This window comes from Bradyrhizobium prioriisuperbiae, from assembly GCF_032397745.1.
GTDB classification, from domain to species: Bacteria; Pseudomonadota; Alphaproteobacteria; order Rhizobiales; family Xanthobacteraceae; genus Bradyrhizobium_A; species Bradyrhizobium_A prioriisuperbiae.
Map to the genome: position 1 here is coordinate 5,464,036 of NZ_CP135921.1, position 15,998 is coordinate 5,480,033.

13 protein-coding genes and 1 pseudogene are annotated in these 15,998 nt (G+C 64.5%); 11 read left to right on the forward strand and 3 right to left on the reverse strand.

Annotation, left to right across the window (positions count from 1 at the left end; genetic code table 11):
- Window positions 1-36 precede the first annotated feature (36 nt).
- The 9 genes from RS897_RS25745 to RS897_RS25785 all read left to right on the forward strand — a co-directional run bounded on the left by RS897_RS25745 (window position 37) and on the right by RS897_RS25785 (window position 10,382).
- A complete protein-coding gene (locus RS897_RS25745) occupies window positions 37-1,032 on the forward strand; it encodes a LysR substrate-binding domain-containing protein (protein WP_315831535.1) in 996 nt (331 codons plus the stop codon).
- Window positions 1,033-1,123: 91 nt separating this feature from the next.
- Complete coding sequence (locus tag RS897_RS25750; protein ID WP_315831536.1) at window positions 1,124-2,020, forward strand: NAD(P)-dependent oxidoreductase; 897 nt, start codon at window positions 1,124-1,126, stop codon at window positions 2,018-2,020.
- 190 nt (window positions 2,021-2,210) lie between these two features.
- The gene (locus RS897_RS25755; protein ID WP_315831537.1) at window positions 2,211-3,638 is read left to right on the forward strand and encodes an MmgE/PrpD family protein; all 1,428 of its coding nucleotides are present in this window, start codon (window positions 2,211-2,213) and stop codon (window positions 3,636-3,638) included.
- An 81-nt stretch (window positions 3,639-3,719) separates the two neighbouring features.
- On the forward strand, window positions 3,720-4,703 hold the full coding sequence (locus RS897_RS25760; RefSeq protein ID WP_315831538.1) for a branched-chain amino acid ABC transporter permease: 984 nt from the start codon (window positions 3,720-3,722) through the stop codon (window positions 4,701-4,703).
- The gene (locus RS897_RS25765; RefSeq protein WP_407654568.1) at window positions 4,703-6,493 is read left to right on the forward strand and encodes a branched-chain amino acid ABC transporter ATP-binding protein/permease; all 1,791 of its coding nucleotides are present in this window, start codon (window positions 4,703-4,705) and stop codon (window positions 6,491-6,493) included. Before RS897_RS25760 ends, RS897_RS25765 begins: the two co-directional genes overlap by 1 nt.
- Window positions 6,480-7,187, forward strand: coding sequence for an ABC transporter ATP-binding protein (locus RS897_RS25770; RefSeq protein ID WP_315831540.1), 708 nt, complete (start codon window positions 6,480-6,482; stop codon window positions 7,185-7,187). The genes RS897_RS25765 and RS897_RS25770 overlap by 14 nt, the downstream gene beginning before the upstream one ends.
- Window positions 7,188-7,242: 55 nt before the next feature.
- Window positions 7,243-8,484 (forward strand): ABC transporter substrate-binding protein, encoded by a 1,242-nt coding sequence (locus RS897_RS25775; RefSeq protein WP_315831541.1) that lies wholly within the window; start codon window positions 7,243-7,245, stop codon window positions 8,482-8,484.
- 241 nt (window positions 8,485-8,725) lie between these two features.
- Entirely contained in the window at window positions 8,726-9,937 is a 1,212-nt protein-coding gene (locus RS897_RS25780; RefSeq protein ID WP_315831542.1) for an ABC transporter substrate-binding protein, read from the forward strand.
- A 55-nt stretch (window positions 9,938-9,992) separates the two neighbouring features.
- Window positions 9,993-10,382 (forward strand): carboxymuconolactone decarboxylase family protein, encoded by a 390-nt coding sequence (locus RS897_RS25785; protein ID WP_315831543.1) that lies wholly within the window; start codon window positions 9,993-9,995, stop codon window positions 10,380-10,382.
- A gap of 83 nt (window positions 10,383-10,465) precedes the next feature.
- Here the strand turns inward: RS897_RS25785 and RS897_RS25790 are convergent.
- Window positions 10,466-11,627: pseudogene (locus RS897_RS25790) on the reverse strand (IS4 family transposase).
- A 312-nt stretch (window positions 11,628-11,939) separates the two neighbouring features.
- Here RS897_RS25790 and RS897_RS25795 point away from each other — a divergent pair.
- On the forward strand, window positions 11,940-12,746 hold the full coding sequence (locus RS897_RS25795; protein ID WP_315831544.1) for an N-acyl homoserine lactonase family protein: 807 nt from the start codon (window positions 11,940-11,942) through the stop codon (window positions 12,744-12,746).
- Between the two features lie 2 nt (window positions 12,747-12,748).
- Window positions 12,749-13,534 carry an SDR family oxidoreductase gene (locus RS897_RS25800; protein ID WP_315831545.1) on the forward strand — a complete coding sequence of 262 codons (786 nt, stop codon included), beginning with the start codon at window positions 12,749-12,751 and terminating at the stop codon, window positions 13,532-13,534.
- A gap of 183 nt (window positions 13,535-13,717) precedes the next feature.
- Here RS897_RS25800 and RS897_RS25805 read toward each other — a convergent pair whose 3' ends face one another.
- Together RS897_RS25805 and RS897_RS25810 are read right to left on the reverse strand one after the other, a co-directional pair.
- Window positions 13,718-15,067 (reverse strand): MmgE/PrpD family protein, encoded by a 1,350-nt coding sequence (locus RS897_RS25805; protein ID WP_315831546.1) that lies wholly within the window; start codon window positions 15,065-15,067, stop codon window positions 13,718-13,720.
- A gap of 177 nt (window positions 15,068-15,244) precedes the next feature.
- Window positions 15,245-15,661, reverse strand: a complete 417-nt coding sequence (locus tag RS897_RS25810) for a nuclear transport factor 2 family protein (RefSeq protein ID WP_315831547.1) — start codon at window positions 15,659-15,661, stop codon at window positions 15,245-15,247.
- Window positions 15,662-15,998: the final 337 nt, after the last annotated feature.

Sequence of the window (15,998 nt, forward strand, 5' to 3'; positions counted from 1 at the left end):
ACCGTGGACAACGGACGTGTCCGCGCCGGGAACGCAATGGACCTCAAGCAACTCAAGGCGTTTGCCACCCTGGCTGAATTCGGCTCGTTCTCGCGCGCGGGCGCGGTGCTGTCGATCGCGCAGCCGGTGCTGAGCCGGCAGATCAAGGCGCTGGAGCAGGAGCTCGGCATCGAACTGTTCTATCGCAACGGCCGCGGCATTGTGCTCACCGAGGCGGGCAAGCTGCTGCACGGTTACGCCGGCGGCGTGCTCGACACCGTGACGCGGGCGACGTCGGAGGTGATGGCGTTGCGCTCGTCACCGCGCGGCACCATCGCCATCGGCATGCCGCCGTCGGTCGGAACGATTTTGACGGTGCCGCTGGTGCAGAGTTTTCGCGCGGAATTTCCGCTGATCTCGATGCGGGTGGTGGAGGGATTCAGCGGCCATCTGCTGGAGTGGCTGATCACCGGCAAGATCGATGTCGCGGTGCTTTATAATGCCCCGCGTGTCAGCAATCTCAGCGCCGAGCCGCTGCTGCAGGAAGAAATCAGCCTGCTCGGACCGGTGAACGATCCCGCCGGGCTGCCCGACGGTCCGGTGCAGGCGTCGCGCCTTGCACAATTGCCGATGATCATTCCAAGCCGCCCGCACGGCTTGCGCCTGGTGGTCGATGCGATCCTGAGTGATGCGGCGATCGAGCCGAACATCGTGCTTGAAGTCGACGCCATGCCGTCGACACTGAGTCTTGTCGAACGCGGCCTGGGCTACACGCTGTTGTCCTATGGGCCGGCGCGCCACCTGATCGAAGCCGGCCGGATGAAGAGCTGGTCGATTGTCGATCCAGTGCTGACGCGGCAACTGATCCTGGCGACCTCGAGCCAGCGTCCGACCACGGCGGCGACCCGCGCGCTGGCCAAGATGGTGCGCAGCCAGGTCCGCGACCTTGTGCAGCAGGGCCGCTGGCTCTCGCCGGGCGACCGCAAAACCAAGCCGTCCACGCGCAAGGACGAACCGCCGCACACCGCGCGCGGGAAAGCTGTTATTCCGTAAACGGCAATCCCGCTCCGCCACATCTCCCGCTAGCTTCCCTCCAGCAATTTTGACCGGCGGTCGCGAACCGCGGGCGAGGGAGGATTTCGGAATGGCGGGTGAGCTTCTCGGTTTTGTCGGTGTCGGCCGCATGGGAGGCCCGATGGCCTCGCGCCTGCTCGATGCGGGCTATTCGCTGTGCGTGTACGACAAGGATGCGGCCGCAGCAGAGCCGCTGGTCGCGCGTGGCGCGCGCCTGGCGCGCACCGCTGGCGAGGTGGCTTCGACCGCCGAGATCGTGCTGGTGAGCCTGCCGACGCCCGACATCGTCAAGGCAGTGGCGCTTGGTGAGAATGGCCTCGGCCATGGCAACCGGGTGCGCACGGTGATCGACCTCTCCACCACCGGCCCCGGCGTTGCGACCATCGTGGCGAAGGGACTCGGCGAGCGACAGGTGACGTTCGTGGATTCGCCCGTCAGCGGCGGTATCGCAGGTGCGAAGAAAGGCACGCTGGCGCTGATGGTATCAGGGCCGCGCGATGTCTTCGACAGCAAGGTCGCGCCGATCCTCAAGCATTTCGGCAAGGTGTTTTACACCGGCGAGAAGCCCGGCCTCGCGCAGACGGCGAAGCTGGTCAACAACCTGCTGGCGGCCGCCGCTCTCGTCATCTCGTCGGAAGGCATGGCGATGGGCGTCAAGGCCGGGCTCGATCCCAAAATCCTGCTTGACATCATCAATGTCAGCTCTGGCCGCAACAGCGCGACACAGGACAAGTTTCCGCGCTCGGTGCTGCCCGGCACCTTCGACTTCGGCTTCGCCACGGCGCTGTCCTACAAGGACGTCCGGCTCTGCCTCGACGAGGCCGAAGCGATGGGCGTGCCCATGATCATGGGCGCGGTGGTGCGCCAGATCCTGGCGCTGACCCAGGCCAAGTATGGGCCCGACTCCGATTTCACCTCGATCGCCAAACTGTCGGAGGAGTGGGCCGGCGTCGAGATCAGGGGGTAGTTCATGTTCCGTCATCCTGAGGTGCGAGCCTTGCGGTGCACTTGCACCGCTGGGCGAGCCTCGAAGGATGAACGGCCTGGGCATCTGATGCCGCGGCCGTCGCCCTTCGAGGGCCATGCTGCGCATGACCACCTCAGGGTGACGGATGACGTTGAACCATCGTGCTGTAGCGCAAGCCAGGACCAGGGCCATGGGGAAGATTGAACGTCCCGATCCGCGTCAAGTTTCGTTGGCGCGCGCCATGGTCCGCTCCGCGCGGTCGACGCAACTCCCGCTGATCTCGGCGGCGGCGCAGGCCAAGCTGAAGATCTGCCTGCTCGATTTTCTGTCGTGCGCGTTCGAGGCGCGCGAGTTGCCGTGGAGCCGGCAGGCGCTCGCGCTCGCACCTCGGTTGACGGTGGGATCCACCATTATCGGATCCGACGTGGTGACGCCTCCAGCCGACGCGGCCTTTGCCAACGCCACGCTCGGGCACGGCCTGGTGCGTGAGGACATGCATGCCGGCAGCATCGCGCATCATGGCGTGGTGCTCTGGCCGGTGCTGCTGGCGCTGGCGCAGCGTGAGCCCGTGTCGGGCGCTCAGCTGCTGACGGCGACTGCGGTTGGCTACGAGGTCGGCGGGCGTGTTGGACGGGCGCTGATGACTGCGGAACTCGCGCGTTTGTTCCGGCCGACCGGACTGCTTGGGCCGCTGGCTGGCGCTGTGGCGGGCAGCGTGCTGCTCAAGCTGGATGAAGACGCCGCCGTGTCGGCGCTGGCGCTGGCCGCGAATACGTCCGCGGGGCTCAACCAGTGGCCGCATGAAGGCGGCAGCGACATGTATTTCCATCCCGGCTTTGCGGCGCGCAGCGCCATCTCGGCGATCACTTTGGCGCAGGCCGGCGCCTATGGCTCTGAACGCATCCTTGAAGGTGAGGCTGGATTGTTCGCCGCGATCGGGCGTACCCGTCCGCCGGCAGCGATCACATTGTTCCCCGATGGCGAGGAAGAGATTCTCGCCGTCTATAACAAGCCGGTGCCGGCCTGCAATTTCGCCCAGACCGCATGCCAGGCCTCGATCCGGGTGGCCGAGGAGATCGACAGCACCGACGCCATCGACAGCGTTACCGTGCATCTGCCCGACGCGGCCATCGCCTATCCCGGTTGCGATTTCGCCGGGCCCTTTGAGCGGGCGCTGCAGGCCAAGATGAGCATCCAGTACGGCGTCGCCGCGGCGCTGGTGCGCAAGTCCATCACCGAAGACAATTATCGCCGGCTCGACGATCCCGCGGTGCTGCGGCTGGCGCGGCTGATCCGGCTGAAGCGCGACGCGGATTTCACCGCGGCATTTCCCGCCGCCCAGGGCGCGGAGGTCGAAGTTGGACTCTCGTCCGGCGGACGGATCAGCCGGCGGGTGGCCGATGTGGTGGCTGCGACCGAAAGCGAGATCCGGGCGCGGTTTCGCGCGGCGGCGAGCGCGGTCGTGGGCACCGAGCGCGCCGACGCCATCGAGGAAATGGTTGACGGCCTGGAGCGGGAGGAGCGCGCCGGCCGGATTGCGGATCTCTGCGCGTCGGGCAGCCGCAACGCCAAAACGCGTGCACAGGCCTCGCGGCCGGGCGCACGGTCCAGAGCCTGACCATCACGACAAAAAACAATACGGGCGCCAAGCCCGACACAAAAACGAGGAGGAAATGATGAACAGAACAAGGAGCGGCGCGTGCGCCGTCTGCGCGAGGCGCAGACGATGACATCGCAAGTGGTCGAGAACATTTTGCAGGCGCTGGTTGCCGGGCTGTTGGCGGGAGCGATCTACGGGCTGATGTGTGTCGGGCTCGGGCTGATCTTCGGCATCATGCGCGTCATCAACTTCGCCCAGGGCGACTTCATGATGCTCGGCATGTACGCCGCTTACTACCTGTTCCTGTCGGCGGGCATCCAGGCGGGCTTCGGCAATGTTGTCGGTCCCTATGTGGCGATCCTGCTGTCGGGTCCGCTTTTGTTCCTGTTTGGCTACTGGCTCCACAAGCTGCTGATCTCGCGCGTCACCGGGCCGCGCACCGCGCAGCTCGAGGGCGAGGGGCATTTCGCGCAACTGGTCCTGACGCTTGGCGTCGCGCTGGTGCTGCAGAATGGCGGCCTGATCGTGTTCGGCTCGGTGCTGGCCTCGATCCGCACGCCGCTGTCGTCCAGCGCCTGGGAGATCGGGCCGCTGTGGGGTGATTTCGTCAGCATCTTTGTCAACAAGTCGCGCGGCATCGCCGCGCTGATCTCGGTTATCGCCATGGCCTCGCTCGCCATGCTGATCACCCGGACCCGGCTTGGCAAGGCGCTGCGCGCCTCCGCCGACAATCCGGTGGCGGCGACTTACATGGGCATCGATATCGACCGCTCGCACCGCATTGCGTTCGGTCTCGGCGCGGCTGTGACCGCGGTGGCGGGCGGCCTGCTGGCCACCAACTATCCGTTCCATCCCTATATCGGCATCGACTATGTCATCGTGATGTATGCCGGGGTGGTGCTGGGCGGCATGGGCAGCATCATCGGCGCGTTCTGGGGCGGCATGACCATCGGCCTGGTGCAGCAGCTCTCGACCCTGGTGCTGCCGACGCAATTGCAGAACGCCGCGATCTTCGTGGTGTTCCTGATGATCATCTTCCTGCGTCCCCAGGGCTTCTTTGGCCGCATGGTGGAGCGCACATGATGTTCAGCGTTCGCTCCCTTGCCCCGATCCTGATCGCAGTGGCGATCTATGCGTGCCTGACGCTGGTCGTCACCAACTCCTATTATCAATTGATGCTGACGCTGGTCCTGGTCTGGGCGAGCTTCGGACTCTCCTGGAACATCCTGTCCGGCTATACCGGTCTCGTCTCGTTCGGCCATGCCGCGTTTTTCGGGCTCGGCGCCTACACCACCGCGCTTGGCCAGATCTACTTCGATATCTCGCCGTGGGTTCTGATTCCGATCGCCGGTGTGGTCGGCGGGGTGTCGGGACTGCTGGTGGGCTTCCCGACCTTCCGGCTGCGCGGACATTACTTCGCGCTGGCGATGCTCGCTTATCCGCTGGCGATGCTCTACGTGTTCGAGTGGCTCGGATATCAGGAGCTGACGCTTCCGATCAAGCGCGAGGCGCCGTTCGCCTACATGCAGTTCTCCGATCCGCGGCTCTATACCCTGGTGGCGCTCGGTTTGCTGCTGGTCATCGTGCTGATCACCCGGGCCGTCGAGGGATCGCGGTTCGGCATGGCGCTGCTCGCCATCAAGCAGAACGAGGCGGCGGCAGAAGCCGCCGGCATCAATTCGCTGGTGTGGAAATTGCGCTCCATCGCGCTGTCCGGCGCCATCGCCGGTGCCGTCGGCGCGTTTTACGCAGTGGTGCTGCTGGTGGTCACGCCGCCGTCGGTGTTCGGCATGCTGGTATCGGCCCAGGCGCTGACGGTCACCATGTTCGGTGGCGTCGGCACCGTGTGGGGTCCCCTGATCGGTGCTGCGGTACTGATTCCGGTGTCGGAAATCCTGCACGCTGAACTCGGCGCGCGGATTCCCGGCATCCAGGGCGTGATCTTCGGTTTGGCGATCATCGTGGTGATCCTGGTGGCGCCCGAAGGCGTGTTCTGGAAGCTGCGCGACCGATTCATGCGCCGGCAGGCAAAGCCCGTGGCAGATGCACCCGTCGCGCCGGAACTGCCGCCGCATGTGGTGGCGTTCGCGACGGCCGAAGCCCGCGCCGCCAACCGCAGCGAGCGGGTGCGGACCGACAAGGTGCTGCTGCAGGTCAAGGGCCTGTCGAAATCGTTCGGCGGCCTCAAGGCGGTGCAGAACGTCTCGTTCGACGTTCACCAGGGCATGATCCTCGGCATCATCGGCCCGAACGGTGCCGGCAAGACCACGCTGTTCAACCTGCTCAACGGCTTTCTGCGGCCCGACACCGGCGAGGTGCTGCTCGAGGGCCGCAACATGGTCGGCAACAAGCCGCATGTGCTGTGCCACGCCGGGGTGGGACGCACCTTCCAGGTGATGCGGCCGTTCCCGCGCATGTCGGTGCGCGACAATGTCCGTGTCGGCGCCTATGTGCAGGCCCAAAGCGAAGAGCAGGCGCATCGGCTGGCGGATGACGCTGTCAATCGCGCCGGCTTGCGCGCGGTCGCCGACAAGGTGGCGGCGGAACTCACCACCAAGGAACTGCGGCTGATGGAGATTGCGCGGGCGCTCGCCGGCAAGCCGCGCCTGCTGCTGCTCGACGAGACGCTTGCGGGACTGGGTCACGGCGAGGCCGACGAAGTCACCGCCGTGGTGCAGCGGCTGGCCCGCGAAGGCATGACCATCGTCATTATCGAGCACACCATGCAGTCGATGGTGCGGCTGGTGGACGAGTTCCTGGTGCTGGACCACGGCGCGGTGCTCGCCAATGGCGAGCCGGAACACGTCACCCGCGATCCGCGGGTGATCGAGGCGTATCTCGGCAAAAAATGGGTGACCCATGCTCAGGCTTGAGGGAATCTGTGCGGGCTATTCGGTGGTGCCGGTGCTCAAGGACGTCTCGCTCAGCGTCGAGCAGGGGCAGTTCGTTGCCATTGTCGGCCCGAACGGTGCCGGCAAGACCACGCTGTTCAAGACCATCTCCGGCATCGTGCGTCCCAGCGCGGGCGCGATCCATTTCGACGGCGTCGATCTCCTGAAGCTCCCCGCGGCGCAGCGTCCGCATCTCGGCATCGCGCATGTGCCGGAGGGGCGCCAGGTGTTTCCCTCGCTGTCGGTGATGGAGAACCTGGAGATGGGCGCCTTCACCGAGTCCGGCCGCCGCGCCTGGAAACACAGCATCGAGCAGATCTTCGCCCTGATGCCGGTGCTGGCGGAGCGGCGCAACCAGTTCGCCGGCACATTGTCCGGCGGCGAGCAACAGATGGTCGCGATCGGGCGCGGGCTCGCATCGAGCCCAAAGCTGCTGATGCTCGACGAGCCGTCGATGGGGCTTGCGCCTGCAATCGCCGATTTCATTTTCGAGAAGCTGATCGAGATCCGCGCGCAGACGCGATTGACCATCCTGCTGGTGGAGCAGCGCGTGGCCGAGGCGCTGGAATCCGCCGACCGCGGTTATGTGCTGGAGGCGGGGCGGGTGGTGCTTGACGGCGACAAGGCGACGCTGCGGTCCGACGACCGGATCCGGCAAGCCTATCTCGGCATGTAGTTCAACACGGGATCAAATCAGAAGCCGCACAAGCGGCTCAACAGGGAGGAAAACCATGACGGACCACAGGATGTCTCTCAATCGCCGCACACTTCTGGGCGGCGCCGCTGCCATCAGCCTTGCGGGCACGGGTTTCGCCCGCGCGCAGGCGTCGCAAAACGTCAAGGTCGGACTGATCGTGCCGCTCTCCGGCCTCTATGCGCGGCCCGGCGCCGTGATGAAGATGGGTGCCGAACTCGGCATCGCCGATGTCAATGCGGCCGGCGGCATCAAGGCGCTGGGCGGCGCGAAACTCGAACTGGTCGCGCTGGATTGCGGCGACACCGTCGAGAAGGCGAAGAACGCGGCGCAGCGCATGGTGGCGCAGGAGACCGATCTGGTTGCGGCCACCGGCGCCTATCTCTCCTCGTTCACGCTGGCGGTCAGCGAGGTGACGGAACGCGCAGGCTTGCCGCTGCTGACGCTGTCCTATTCGGATCTTTTGACCGATCGCGGGTTTCGCCACATCTTCCAGACCGCGGCGACCGCAGCCTCGCAATCGGCGCAGGGTCTGCCGCAACTGATGAAACTCGCGGAAACGGCCTCCGGCAAGAAGCCGAAGACGGTTGCCATTGCCATGGACAACACCGGCACCTCGATTGCCACCGCCAAGGCGCTCAAGGAGAAGCTGTTCCCGGAGCTCGGCCTGCAGCTTGTGATGGACGAGGTGTGGACGCCGCCGCTGACCGACGCCACGCCACTGATCCAGAAGGTGCGCTCGACCCGGCCCGACCTGTTCCTGTTCATGCCCAATGCGATCTCCGACGCCAAGCTCGGGCTGGAGAAGATGAACGAGTTCGGCCTGGGGCAGGGCCGCATCCCGACGATTTCGTTCAGCATCACCATCGCCGAGCCGGACATGCTGCAGAGCGTGTCACCCGAGGTGGTGCAGGGCATCATGACCATCGTGGCGAACTGGGGGGTGAAGGGGCAGGAGAAGCTGCTCGCCGACCTCAAGGCCAAATACAAGGAGCCGTGGATGACCCAGAACGTGGTCTCCACCTACGGCGACATGTGGCTGATCAAGGAGGCGCTGGAGAAGGCTGGCAAGGCCGATCGCACCGCGGTCTCCGATGCGCTGCACACGATCGATGCCGGCCCCGCCAAATATTATCCCGGCGGCAGCCTCAAATTCGACGACAAGGGCCGCCGCGTCGGCGCCGGTGTCGTGATCGTACAATGGCAGAACGGCGTGCCGGTCACGGTCTATCCCAGTGATCTCGCGGTGGCCGAGCCGTTCTGGCCGAAGCGCGGCTGACCATCAAAATACAACAAAAAATCCGGAGGGAATCGACATGGACGAACGCAGATCGCCGGAACCAAGACCGGGTTGCGATGAATTTAGAGCAGACCAGCTCCGTCATCCTGAGGTGCTCGCGAAGCGAGCCTCGAAGGATGAACGGCCGAGGTCGCGCGCACACGGGCCGTCGCCCTTCGAGGGCCATCCTGCGGATGGCCGCCTCAGGGTGACGGATTACGTTGGTCGAGCACAGCTTGCTTTGACGCGGCGAACTCTGCTCGCCGCCACCGCACTCGGCATCGCCGCGCCGCGCGCGTTTGCGCAGGCCCCCGCGGAGGTCAAGGTCGGCCTTTTGGTGCCGCTGTCGGGGCTTTATGCGCGGCCGGGCTCGGTGATGAAGATGGGCGCCGAGATGGCGGTGGATCACGTCAACAAGGCCGGCGGCGTCAAGGCGCTCGGCGGCGCGAAACTGAAACTGGTGGTGATCGATTCCGGCGACACCACCGAGAAGGCCAAGAACGCGGCCCAGCGCATGGTGGCGCAGGAGACGGATCTGGTGGCCGCCAGCGGCGCCTATCTCTCCTCGTTCACGCTCGCGGTGACGGAAGTGACCGAGCGGGCGCAATTGCCGGTGCTGACGCTGTCCTATTCGGATCTGATCACCGAGCGCGGCTTCAAATATGTGTTCCAGACCTCGGCCACCGCGGCCTCGCAGGCCCGCCAGGCGCTGCCGCTGATCATGAAGCTGTCCGAGAGCGCATCCGGCAAGCGGCCGAAGACGGTGGCCATCATCACCGACAACACCGGTGCCTCGATCGCCTCCGTGAAGCCGATGCGTGAAGGCCTGCTCAAGGAACTCGGCCTCGATCTGGTGATGGATGAAACCTTCACCCCGCCGCTGTCGGATGCGACACCGCTGGTGCAGAAGGTGCGCTCCGCGCGACCTGATCTCCTGTTCTTCCTGCCGACGGTGATTTCCGATGGCAAGCTGGTGCTGGAGAAGATGAACGAGTTCGGTCTCGGGCAGGGGCGCATTCCCACCATCTCGTTCGGGATCGCGATTGCCGAGCCGGACATCCTGCAGACCATCAATCCGGACTTGCTGCAGGGCGTGCTGACCTGCGTCGGCAGCTGGGCCACCAAGGGCCACGAGGAGCTGGTGAAGGAGTTGAAGACCCGCTTCAACGAACCCTGGATGACCCAGAACGCGATCTCCACCTACGGCGACATCTGGGTGATCAAGGATGCGCTGGAAAAAGCCGGCAAGGCCGACAAGGCCGCGGTGGCGGATACGCTGCGCACCATGGATGGCGGTCCGTCAAAGTATTATCCCGGCGGCCTGATCAAGTTCGACGACAAGGGCCGGCGTGTCGACGCCGAGATGACCGTCGTGCAATGGCAAAAAGGAATCCCGGTCACCGTCTTCCCGGAGAGGCTCGCAGTTGCCGAGCCGTTCTGGCCGAAGCGATGAAATCCATCCGCCGTGATGCGGATGGCAATTGTAGCTCAATGCAAGGAAAAATCTGATGAGCAAGGAAATCTTCGATCGTGGTCTCGCCATCCGCAAGGACGTGCTTGGCAAGGAATTCGTCGAGAAGTCGTTCGAGAGTGCCGACGACTTCAACATGCCGATGCAGGAACTCACCACCGAATATTGCTGGGGTTATGTCTGGGGCCGTGACGGCCTGCCGCGCAAGACCCGCAGCATGCTCAATATCGCCATGCTCAGCGCGCTCAACCGCAATCACGAACTGCGGCTGCATCTGAAGGGCGCGCTGAAGAACGGCGTCACCAAGGACGAGATCCGCGAGATCCTGCTGCAGGTCGCGATTTATTGCGGCGTGCCGGCCGGCGTGGACTCGTTCCGCACCGCGCGCGAGGTGTTTGCGCAGATCGAGGCGGAGGCCAAGGGCTGAGGACGGCAGGCACGGACGTCTTCATGCCAAGACCACGACCTTTCAGCTCCCTCCCCCCTTGTGCAGGGCTGTCCCGGGAAAAATCACGCATAGGTGAACCCCAGCTGATCGGGAGAGAACCTGGGTTTTGGCCTGCTCGGATTGACGGGTGGCGGGGTGTCAATTTCTGCGATCGGTTTTCGCATGAACAGGCGTTGGCAAACGAGCTCAGCGAAACGTAGCTGCAGCATCGGCAAGGAATTCAGACGCCGCGCGAGGCGCAGGAGCAGATAGGCGATCATCGCGGCTATGATTTGCAGCCGAATGGCGTTGTCGTTCTTGCCCATGAACTTGTGGAGGTTGAGATGCTGCTTGATCCAGCGGAACAGGAGCTCGATCTGCCAGCGGCTCTTGTAGAGAGCCGCAATCTCGACTGCCGTGCGTTCGAGATCGTTGGTGATGAGAGTGATCATTCCCCTTTGTCACGCCTGACCTTGATGCGTCGCAATGGGATCGGCAGACTGGAATCGCCCTTGCTGGCGAGCGAGACATTGGCATCGGCGATGACTCTGAAGCCGTCGCCTATGGTCTTGCGCACGTACCGGGACTTTGTCATGCGCAAGCGCGTGTTCACCTTGACGCGGGTGACGAAGAAAGCCTTGGCAGCATTGATCTTCTTCCACCAGCCAAAGTGATAATAGCCCTTGTCGAAAACGTAGGTCGCACCGGCTTCCAGCTCCGTTTGACGGCCGATCTCGACGTCATTGACGGTCGCCGGCGTAATCTCGACACAACGCGGGACATCGTTCCCTGGATGATAGACGACGTGCATCTTCAGGCCGCGGATACGGCCATTCCATTCGGCCCATTCGCACATCTTGCCCAACGGCACCGGGCTCGAGTCGATCAACCGAACCATCTCGGCCCCTTCCACCCGCGTGTGTCGATCGGCCTTCTTTGCCAGCATCGCGAAAGTTTCCGCGAAAATACTCACCGGACGACGTGCATTCGCACGCGAGAGTGTCGAGCGAGGGTCTTGCCTACACCCAAATGATAATGCTGATGGGAGTTTGCCTTAGAGGTCGCTTCCACAGCGCGCAGGCTCGTGACCCCGCCCAATTGGGCGCCCACCATCGCCACAAGATGATCCCAGCTTTTGAACGTCTTGTCGTAGGCATTACCGTTATGTCGCTCGACGATTTCCCGAAATTGTCGTCGATCAATCGGTTTGAGGAGCTCCCCAAAGATGCTATTCACGTATTGCATGCCCGGCCCTTTTCTGTGTCTCGACAACCAGAAAGTATCCGGTTCACGCTGGAGTCGCCGGGCATGCGCTGCGGCATAGTGAATCATTCCGGGACAGCCCTGCCCCTTGTGGGGAGGGCGGGAGGGGTATCCCGTATTCGGACGTCGCGAGTCGCTGGAAACAGTTGATCCGATACGCTGCGACGCCACACTCACCCCCCTCCCTAACCCTCCCCCACAAGGGGGGAGGGAACAACTCATCGTCTCGGCGAGATGTCGGCGTCACTCGAAGACTTCAGCTTGCATCGCCGATAGCGTCATCAGGAATCCCACATGACCACCCCAGAACCTTTCGATCTGTTCGCCATCCGCTACGGCCGTCACACCGGTCGCCGCGCCACCGACAATGTCATCGGCGCCGATCCGCACGAGGCGGGAACGGATCTCGAATATTTCGTCTGGGTCGCGAAGCGGTCGGACAGGGTCTATGTCATCGATACCGGTTTCAATGCGACTTCGGCGGCGGAGCGGGGGCGCACCATGCTGCGTCCACCGGCCGAGGGCGTGCGGGCGCTGGGGATCGATCCCGGACAGGTCGATCAGGTGATCCTGACTCATCTACACTATGATCATGCCGGTTCGCTCGGTGCCTTTCCGCGCGCCGGCTTTCATTGCCAGGATACGGAAGCGTCCTACGCCACGGGTCGCTGCATGTGTCATCCGTATCTGCGTCATCCCTACGATGTGGAGGACGTGGTCGGCTTTGTGCGGCATGTCTATGCCAACCGCGTGGCATTTCATGATGGCTTTGCCGAGCTGACAAGCGGGCTGACGCTGCACAAGGTCGGCGGCCATTCCGCCGGATTGCAGGTGGCGCGGGTGTGGACCCGGCGCGGCTGGGTCGTGATCGCCTCCGACGCCAGCCATTATTATCGCAATTTCCGGCAGGGGCAGCCGTTCCCGACTGTCTATCATGTCGGCGAAATGATGGAGGGCTTCAACACCATTCGCGGCCTCGCCGACAGCGACGACCACGTCATTCCCGGCCATGATCCGCTGGTGATGTCGCTCTATCCGCCGCCGTCGGCGGAGCTCGACGGCATCGCGGTGCGGCTCGACGTCGCGCCGCGGCAGGGTTGATCATGACCGCGTCGCGACGCTCGGCGCTGGTGACCGGATCGGGCGGCGGTCTCGGCCTTGCCGTTGCCGGGAGCCTTGCGGCGGCGGGTTGTGACATCGTGCTGCACGGGATCGAGGAGGCCGCAGTCGTCGAGCCTCAACGCGCGGCTCTGGAAGCTAGCCACGGCACGACGGTGATCTACCATCAGGCCGATCTGTCCGACCTCGCCGCCATCGAGGGCCTGATGGCTGCAATCCATCAAAGGTTCGGCGGTCCCGATATCGTGGTCAACAACGCCGTGGTCAGGCACTTCGCGCCGGTCGAAAAGTTCGCCGCTGCCGACTGGGAGCGATCGCTTGCGGTCAATCTCACCGCGCCGTTCCACATCATCCGCCTCGCCCTGCCGGGCATGCGTGCCCGGGATTTTGGCCGCATCGTCAACATGTCCTCGCACTATGGACAACGCGGCGCGCGCGACCGCGTTGACTACGTCACCACCAAGAGCGGCATCCTCGGCCTGACCCGCGCGGTGGCGCTGGAGACCGCCGGCACCGGCATCACCTGCAATGCGGTCAGCCCGGGATCGCTGCCGACGCCGGCGATTCTCGGACGCATCGATGCGCTGGCCGCGCAGCGCGGCATCTCCCGCGAGGACGCCACGCGCGACTACATGAAGGAGCGCCAGCCCAGCGGACGTTTTGTCCAGCTGGAAGACGTCGGCGCCACCGTGGCCTTCCTGTGCAGCGACGCCGCGCGCGATATTACGGGCACGGTGCTTCCGGTCGATGGGGGATGGTCGGCGGCGTAGGGGTTATCAGCCATGATTGGATCATGTTAACCGTCATCCTGAGGTGCGAGCTGTGCGGTGCGCTTGCATCGCGCGGCGAGCCTCGAAGGATGAACGGCCGAATCTTCTTAAGAATTGGCCGTCGCCCTTCGAGGGCCGCGCTGCGCACGGCCACCTCAGGGTGACGGCTAACTTGTTCCAAGCTCAGGCAATCGCCGCGATCAGCCGGCTCAAACCCTCATCATCCCGGTCCAGCGTCCACACCGCCTCGATGATGCGATCGGCATCACAGCCGGGAGCGCCGGCACTGGCGTGCTTGCGCAGCTTGGCTTCGATATCGGCATCGGACAGCGGCTGCTCCAGGCTGCCCCGTGCATTTAAAACGGTGTGCGTCACGCTGCGGCCGCTGGTCAGCTTGATGGCGACGCAGGCCGCGCCGACCGGCATCGACGGATCGAGCTCGGCGCGCACCTTGCCGCGCAGCGCCACAACGACGGGATCGAATACGATCGTCTCGGAAAATTCCCGCACGTCGGCCTCGCCATGGAGCAGCGCCACCGCGGCGCAGTGGTGGATGCTGACACGGGCGTCGCGGTCGTTCGTGACCACGCGGTCGCCTCGCGCCAGCAGCAGGGCATCGCCGGTCACTGTGACGGAGGCGATGCGGCCGGGATCGAGCGCATGCTCGCTTCGCAACGCCAGGCAGGCATCGATCACTGCATGCATCACGATCCCCGCGGGATACGGCTTGAAGGTATTGCGTGCAAATTCCCAGCGCCTGCCGAGATCGCCGGTCAGTGCTGTCACATCCGGCTCGTCGCCGGTCGCCCGGGCCCAGCCGAGCGGGCCTTCGAGGGCAGTGGCTGCCGCGCGCTGGCCGTTGCCGGCGAGCAGCGCGGCCAGAAGTCCGCTGCGCGCGGCATTGCCGACGCCGGCGTTCTTGGCGGCGGTGGGCAGGTTCTCGACCAGCCCCGCGGAGAGGCTTGCGGCGATGCCGAGCGCATTGGCCGTGCGCTCATCGTCGATATCAAGCAGCTTGACCGCGGCTGCAGCCGCGCCGAACACGCCGCAGGTCGACGTGATGTGCCAGCCGCGGGCATAGTGCCCGGGGGTGACGGCGAGGCCGATGCGGCATTCGATCTCGGCGCCAATGGCGAAGGATTCCAGGAGGCGCAGGCCGGACAATCCTCGCCATTCCGCCAGCGCCAGTGCGACCGGCGCCACCGGGGCAGTGGGGTGGATGATGGTCGGCATGTGGGTGTCGTCGAAATCGAGCAGGTTGATCGCGACCGCGTTGACGAACGCGGCACTAGCCGCGTCCATACGCTCGCGCCGGCCGATCAGCGTAGCCTGCTCGGGACCGGAAAAGGTCCGCAGGGTGCGCGCGATGGCGTCAACAGCCGGATCATGGGCCGAACCCAGTGCAGTGCTCAGCCCGTTGAGCAGGGACCGCCTGGTGGCCTGCCGCACGGGTTCGGGGAAATCCTGCCAGCGCGCGCGTGCCGCGAAGCTTGCAAGCGCCGCGCTTGCGGCCGGCGGTTTCGATTGCATCATTCCATCACGATTGCGCAGCGATGATCATGACCCGAGTGTACGCGGGTCCGCGTGCGCGCGAAAGCGACAAGCGCGCGTCATGCATGCGCAAACACACGCAGGAGTGACCTGCGAGTGGAATTCAGTCCGCACAGTTCGGCGTGTCCCGACGTCAGCGCGCTGCGTCGGGGGGCGGGCTCAGATGGCCGCCGCGTAGACCTTTGCCGTATCGTAATACTCGTAGTATTCGACCGCCTTGCCGTCACGGAAGCGCCAGAAATCGATCTTCGGCGTCTCCACGGTCTTGCTGGTCCGCTTGTTGGTCCATGCGCAGGAGCCGCGCATCACCACCGTGTCACCCTGCGCGACAAACTCCTTGGTGGTATAGTGAACCATGCTCCAGTCGTTCAAGAGCCCGGTGAAGTAGGCGCCGAGTTGGTCACGTCTGGTATAGCTGGTGGCGAAGGCCATCGGCGCTTCCCCCTCGGCGAGCGAGCCGAACTGGATGTCGTCGTCGACGATGCCGAGCCAGTGGTCCACGCTGTCGCCGCGGGTCTCTTGCCACTGATGATAGGCTTCCTCCAAAATCTTGACGTTGGCTGCTTCGTTGGACACTTCAGCCTCCAAATCGTTTGAGTCAAAAGAACTGAAAATATGCATGCGTGACGGCCGGTCGCCTCGTGCGGGGACGGGGTCACCGGAGCCATTATAGCCGAGAAGGCAGGACCGGAGAACCTGCGCCAGGGAGGACATTTCCGCGCGCGATGGGTCGGAGCGCGACCTCGTTGTCGCCCCGGGCTGTTACCGCCGTATTGCGCACGCGTCGGACAAGCCGGCGTCGATGCCGCTCACATCCTGCGTTTGGCGCAGGAGAAGAACTCGCGAGTACCGCCGATCTGAAGTTCCTACATCACTTGCGGCAAACTCATCCCAGGAACTTCAGATCGAAAAG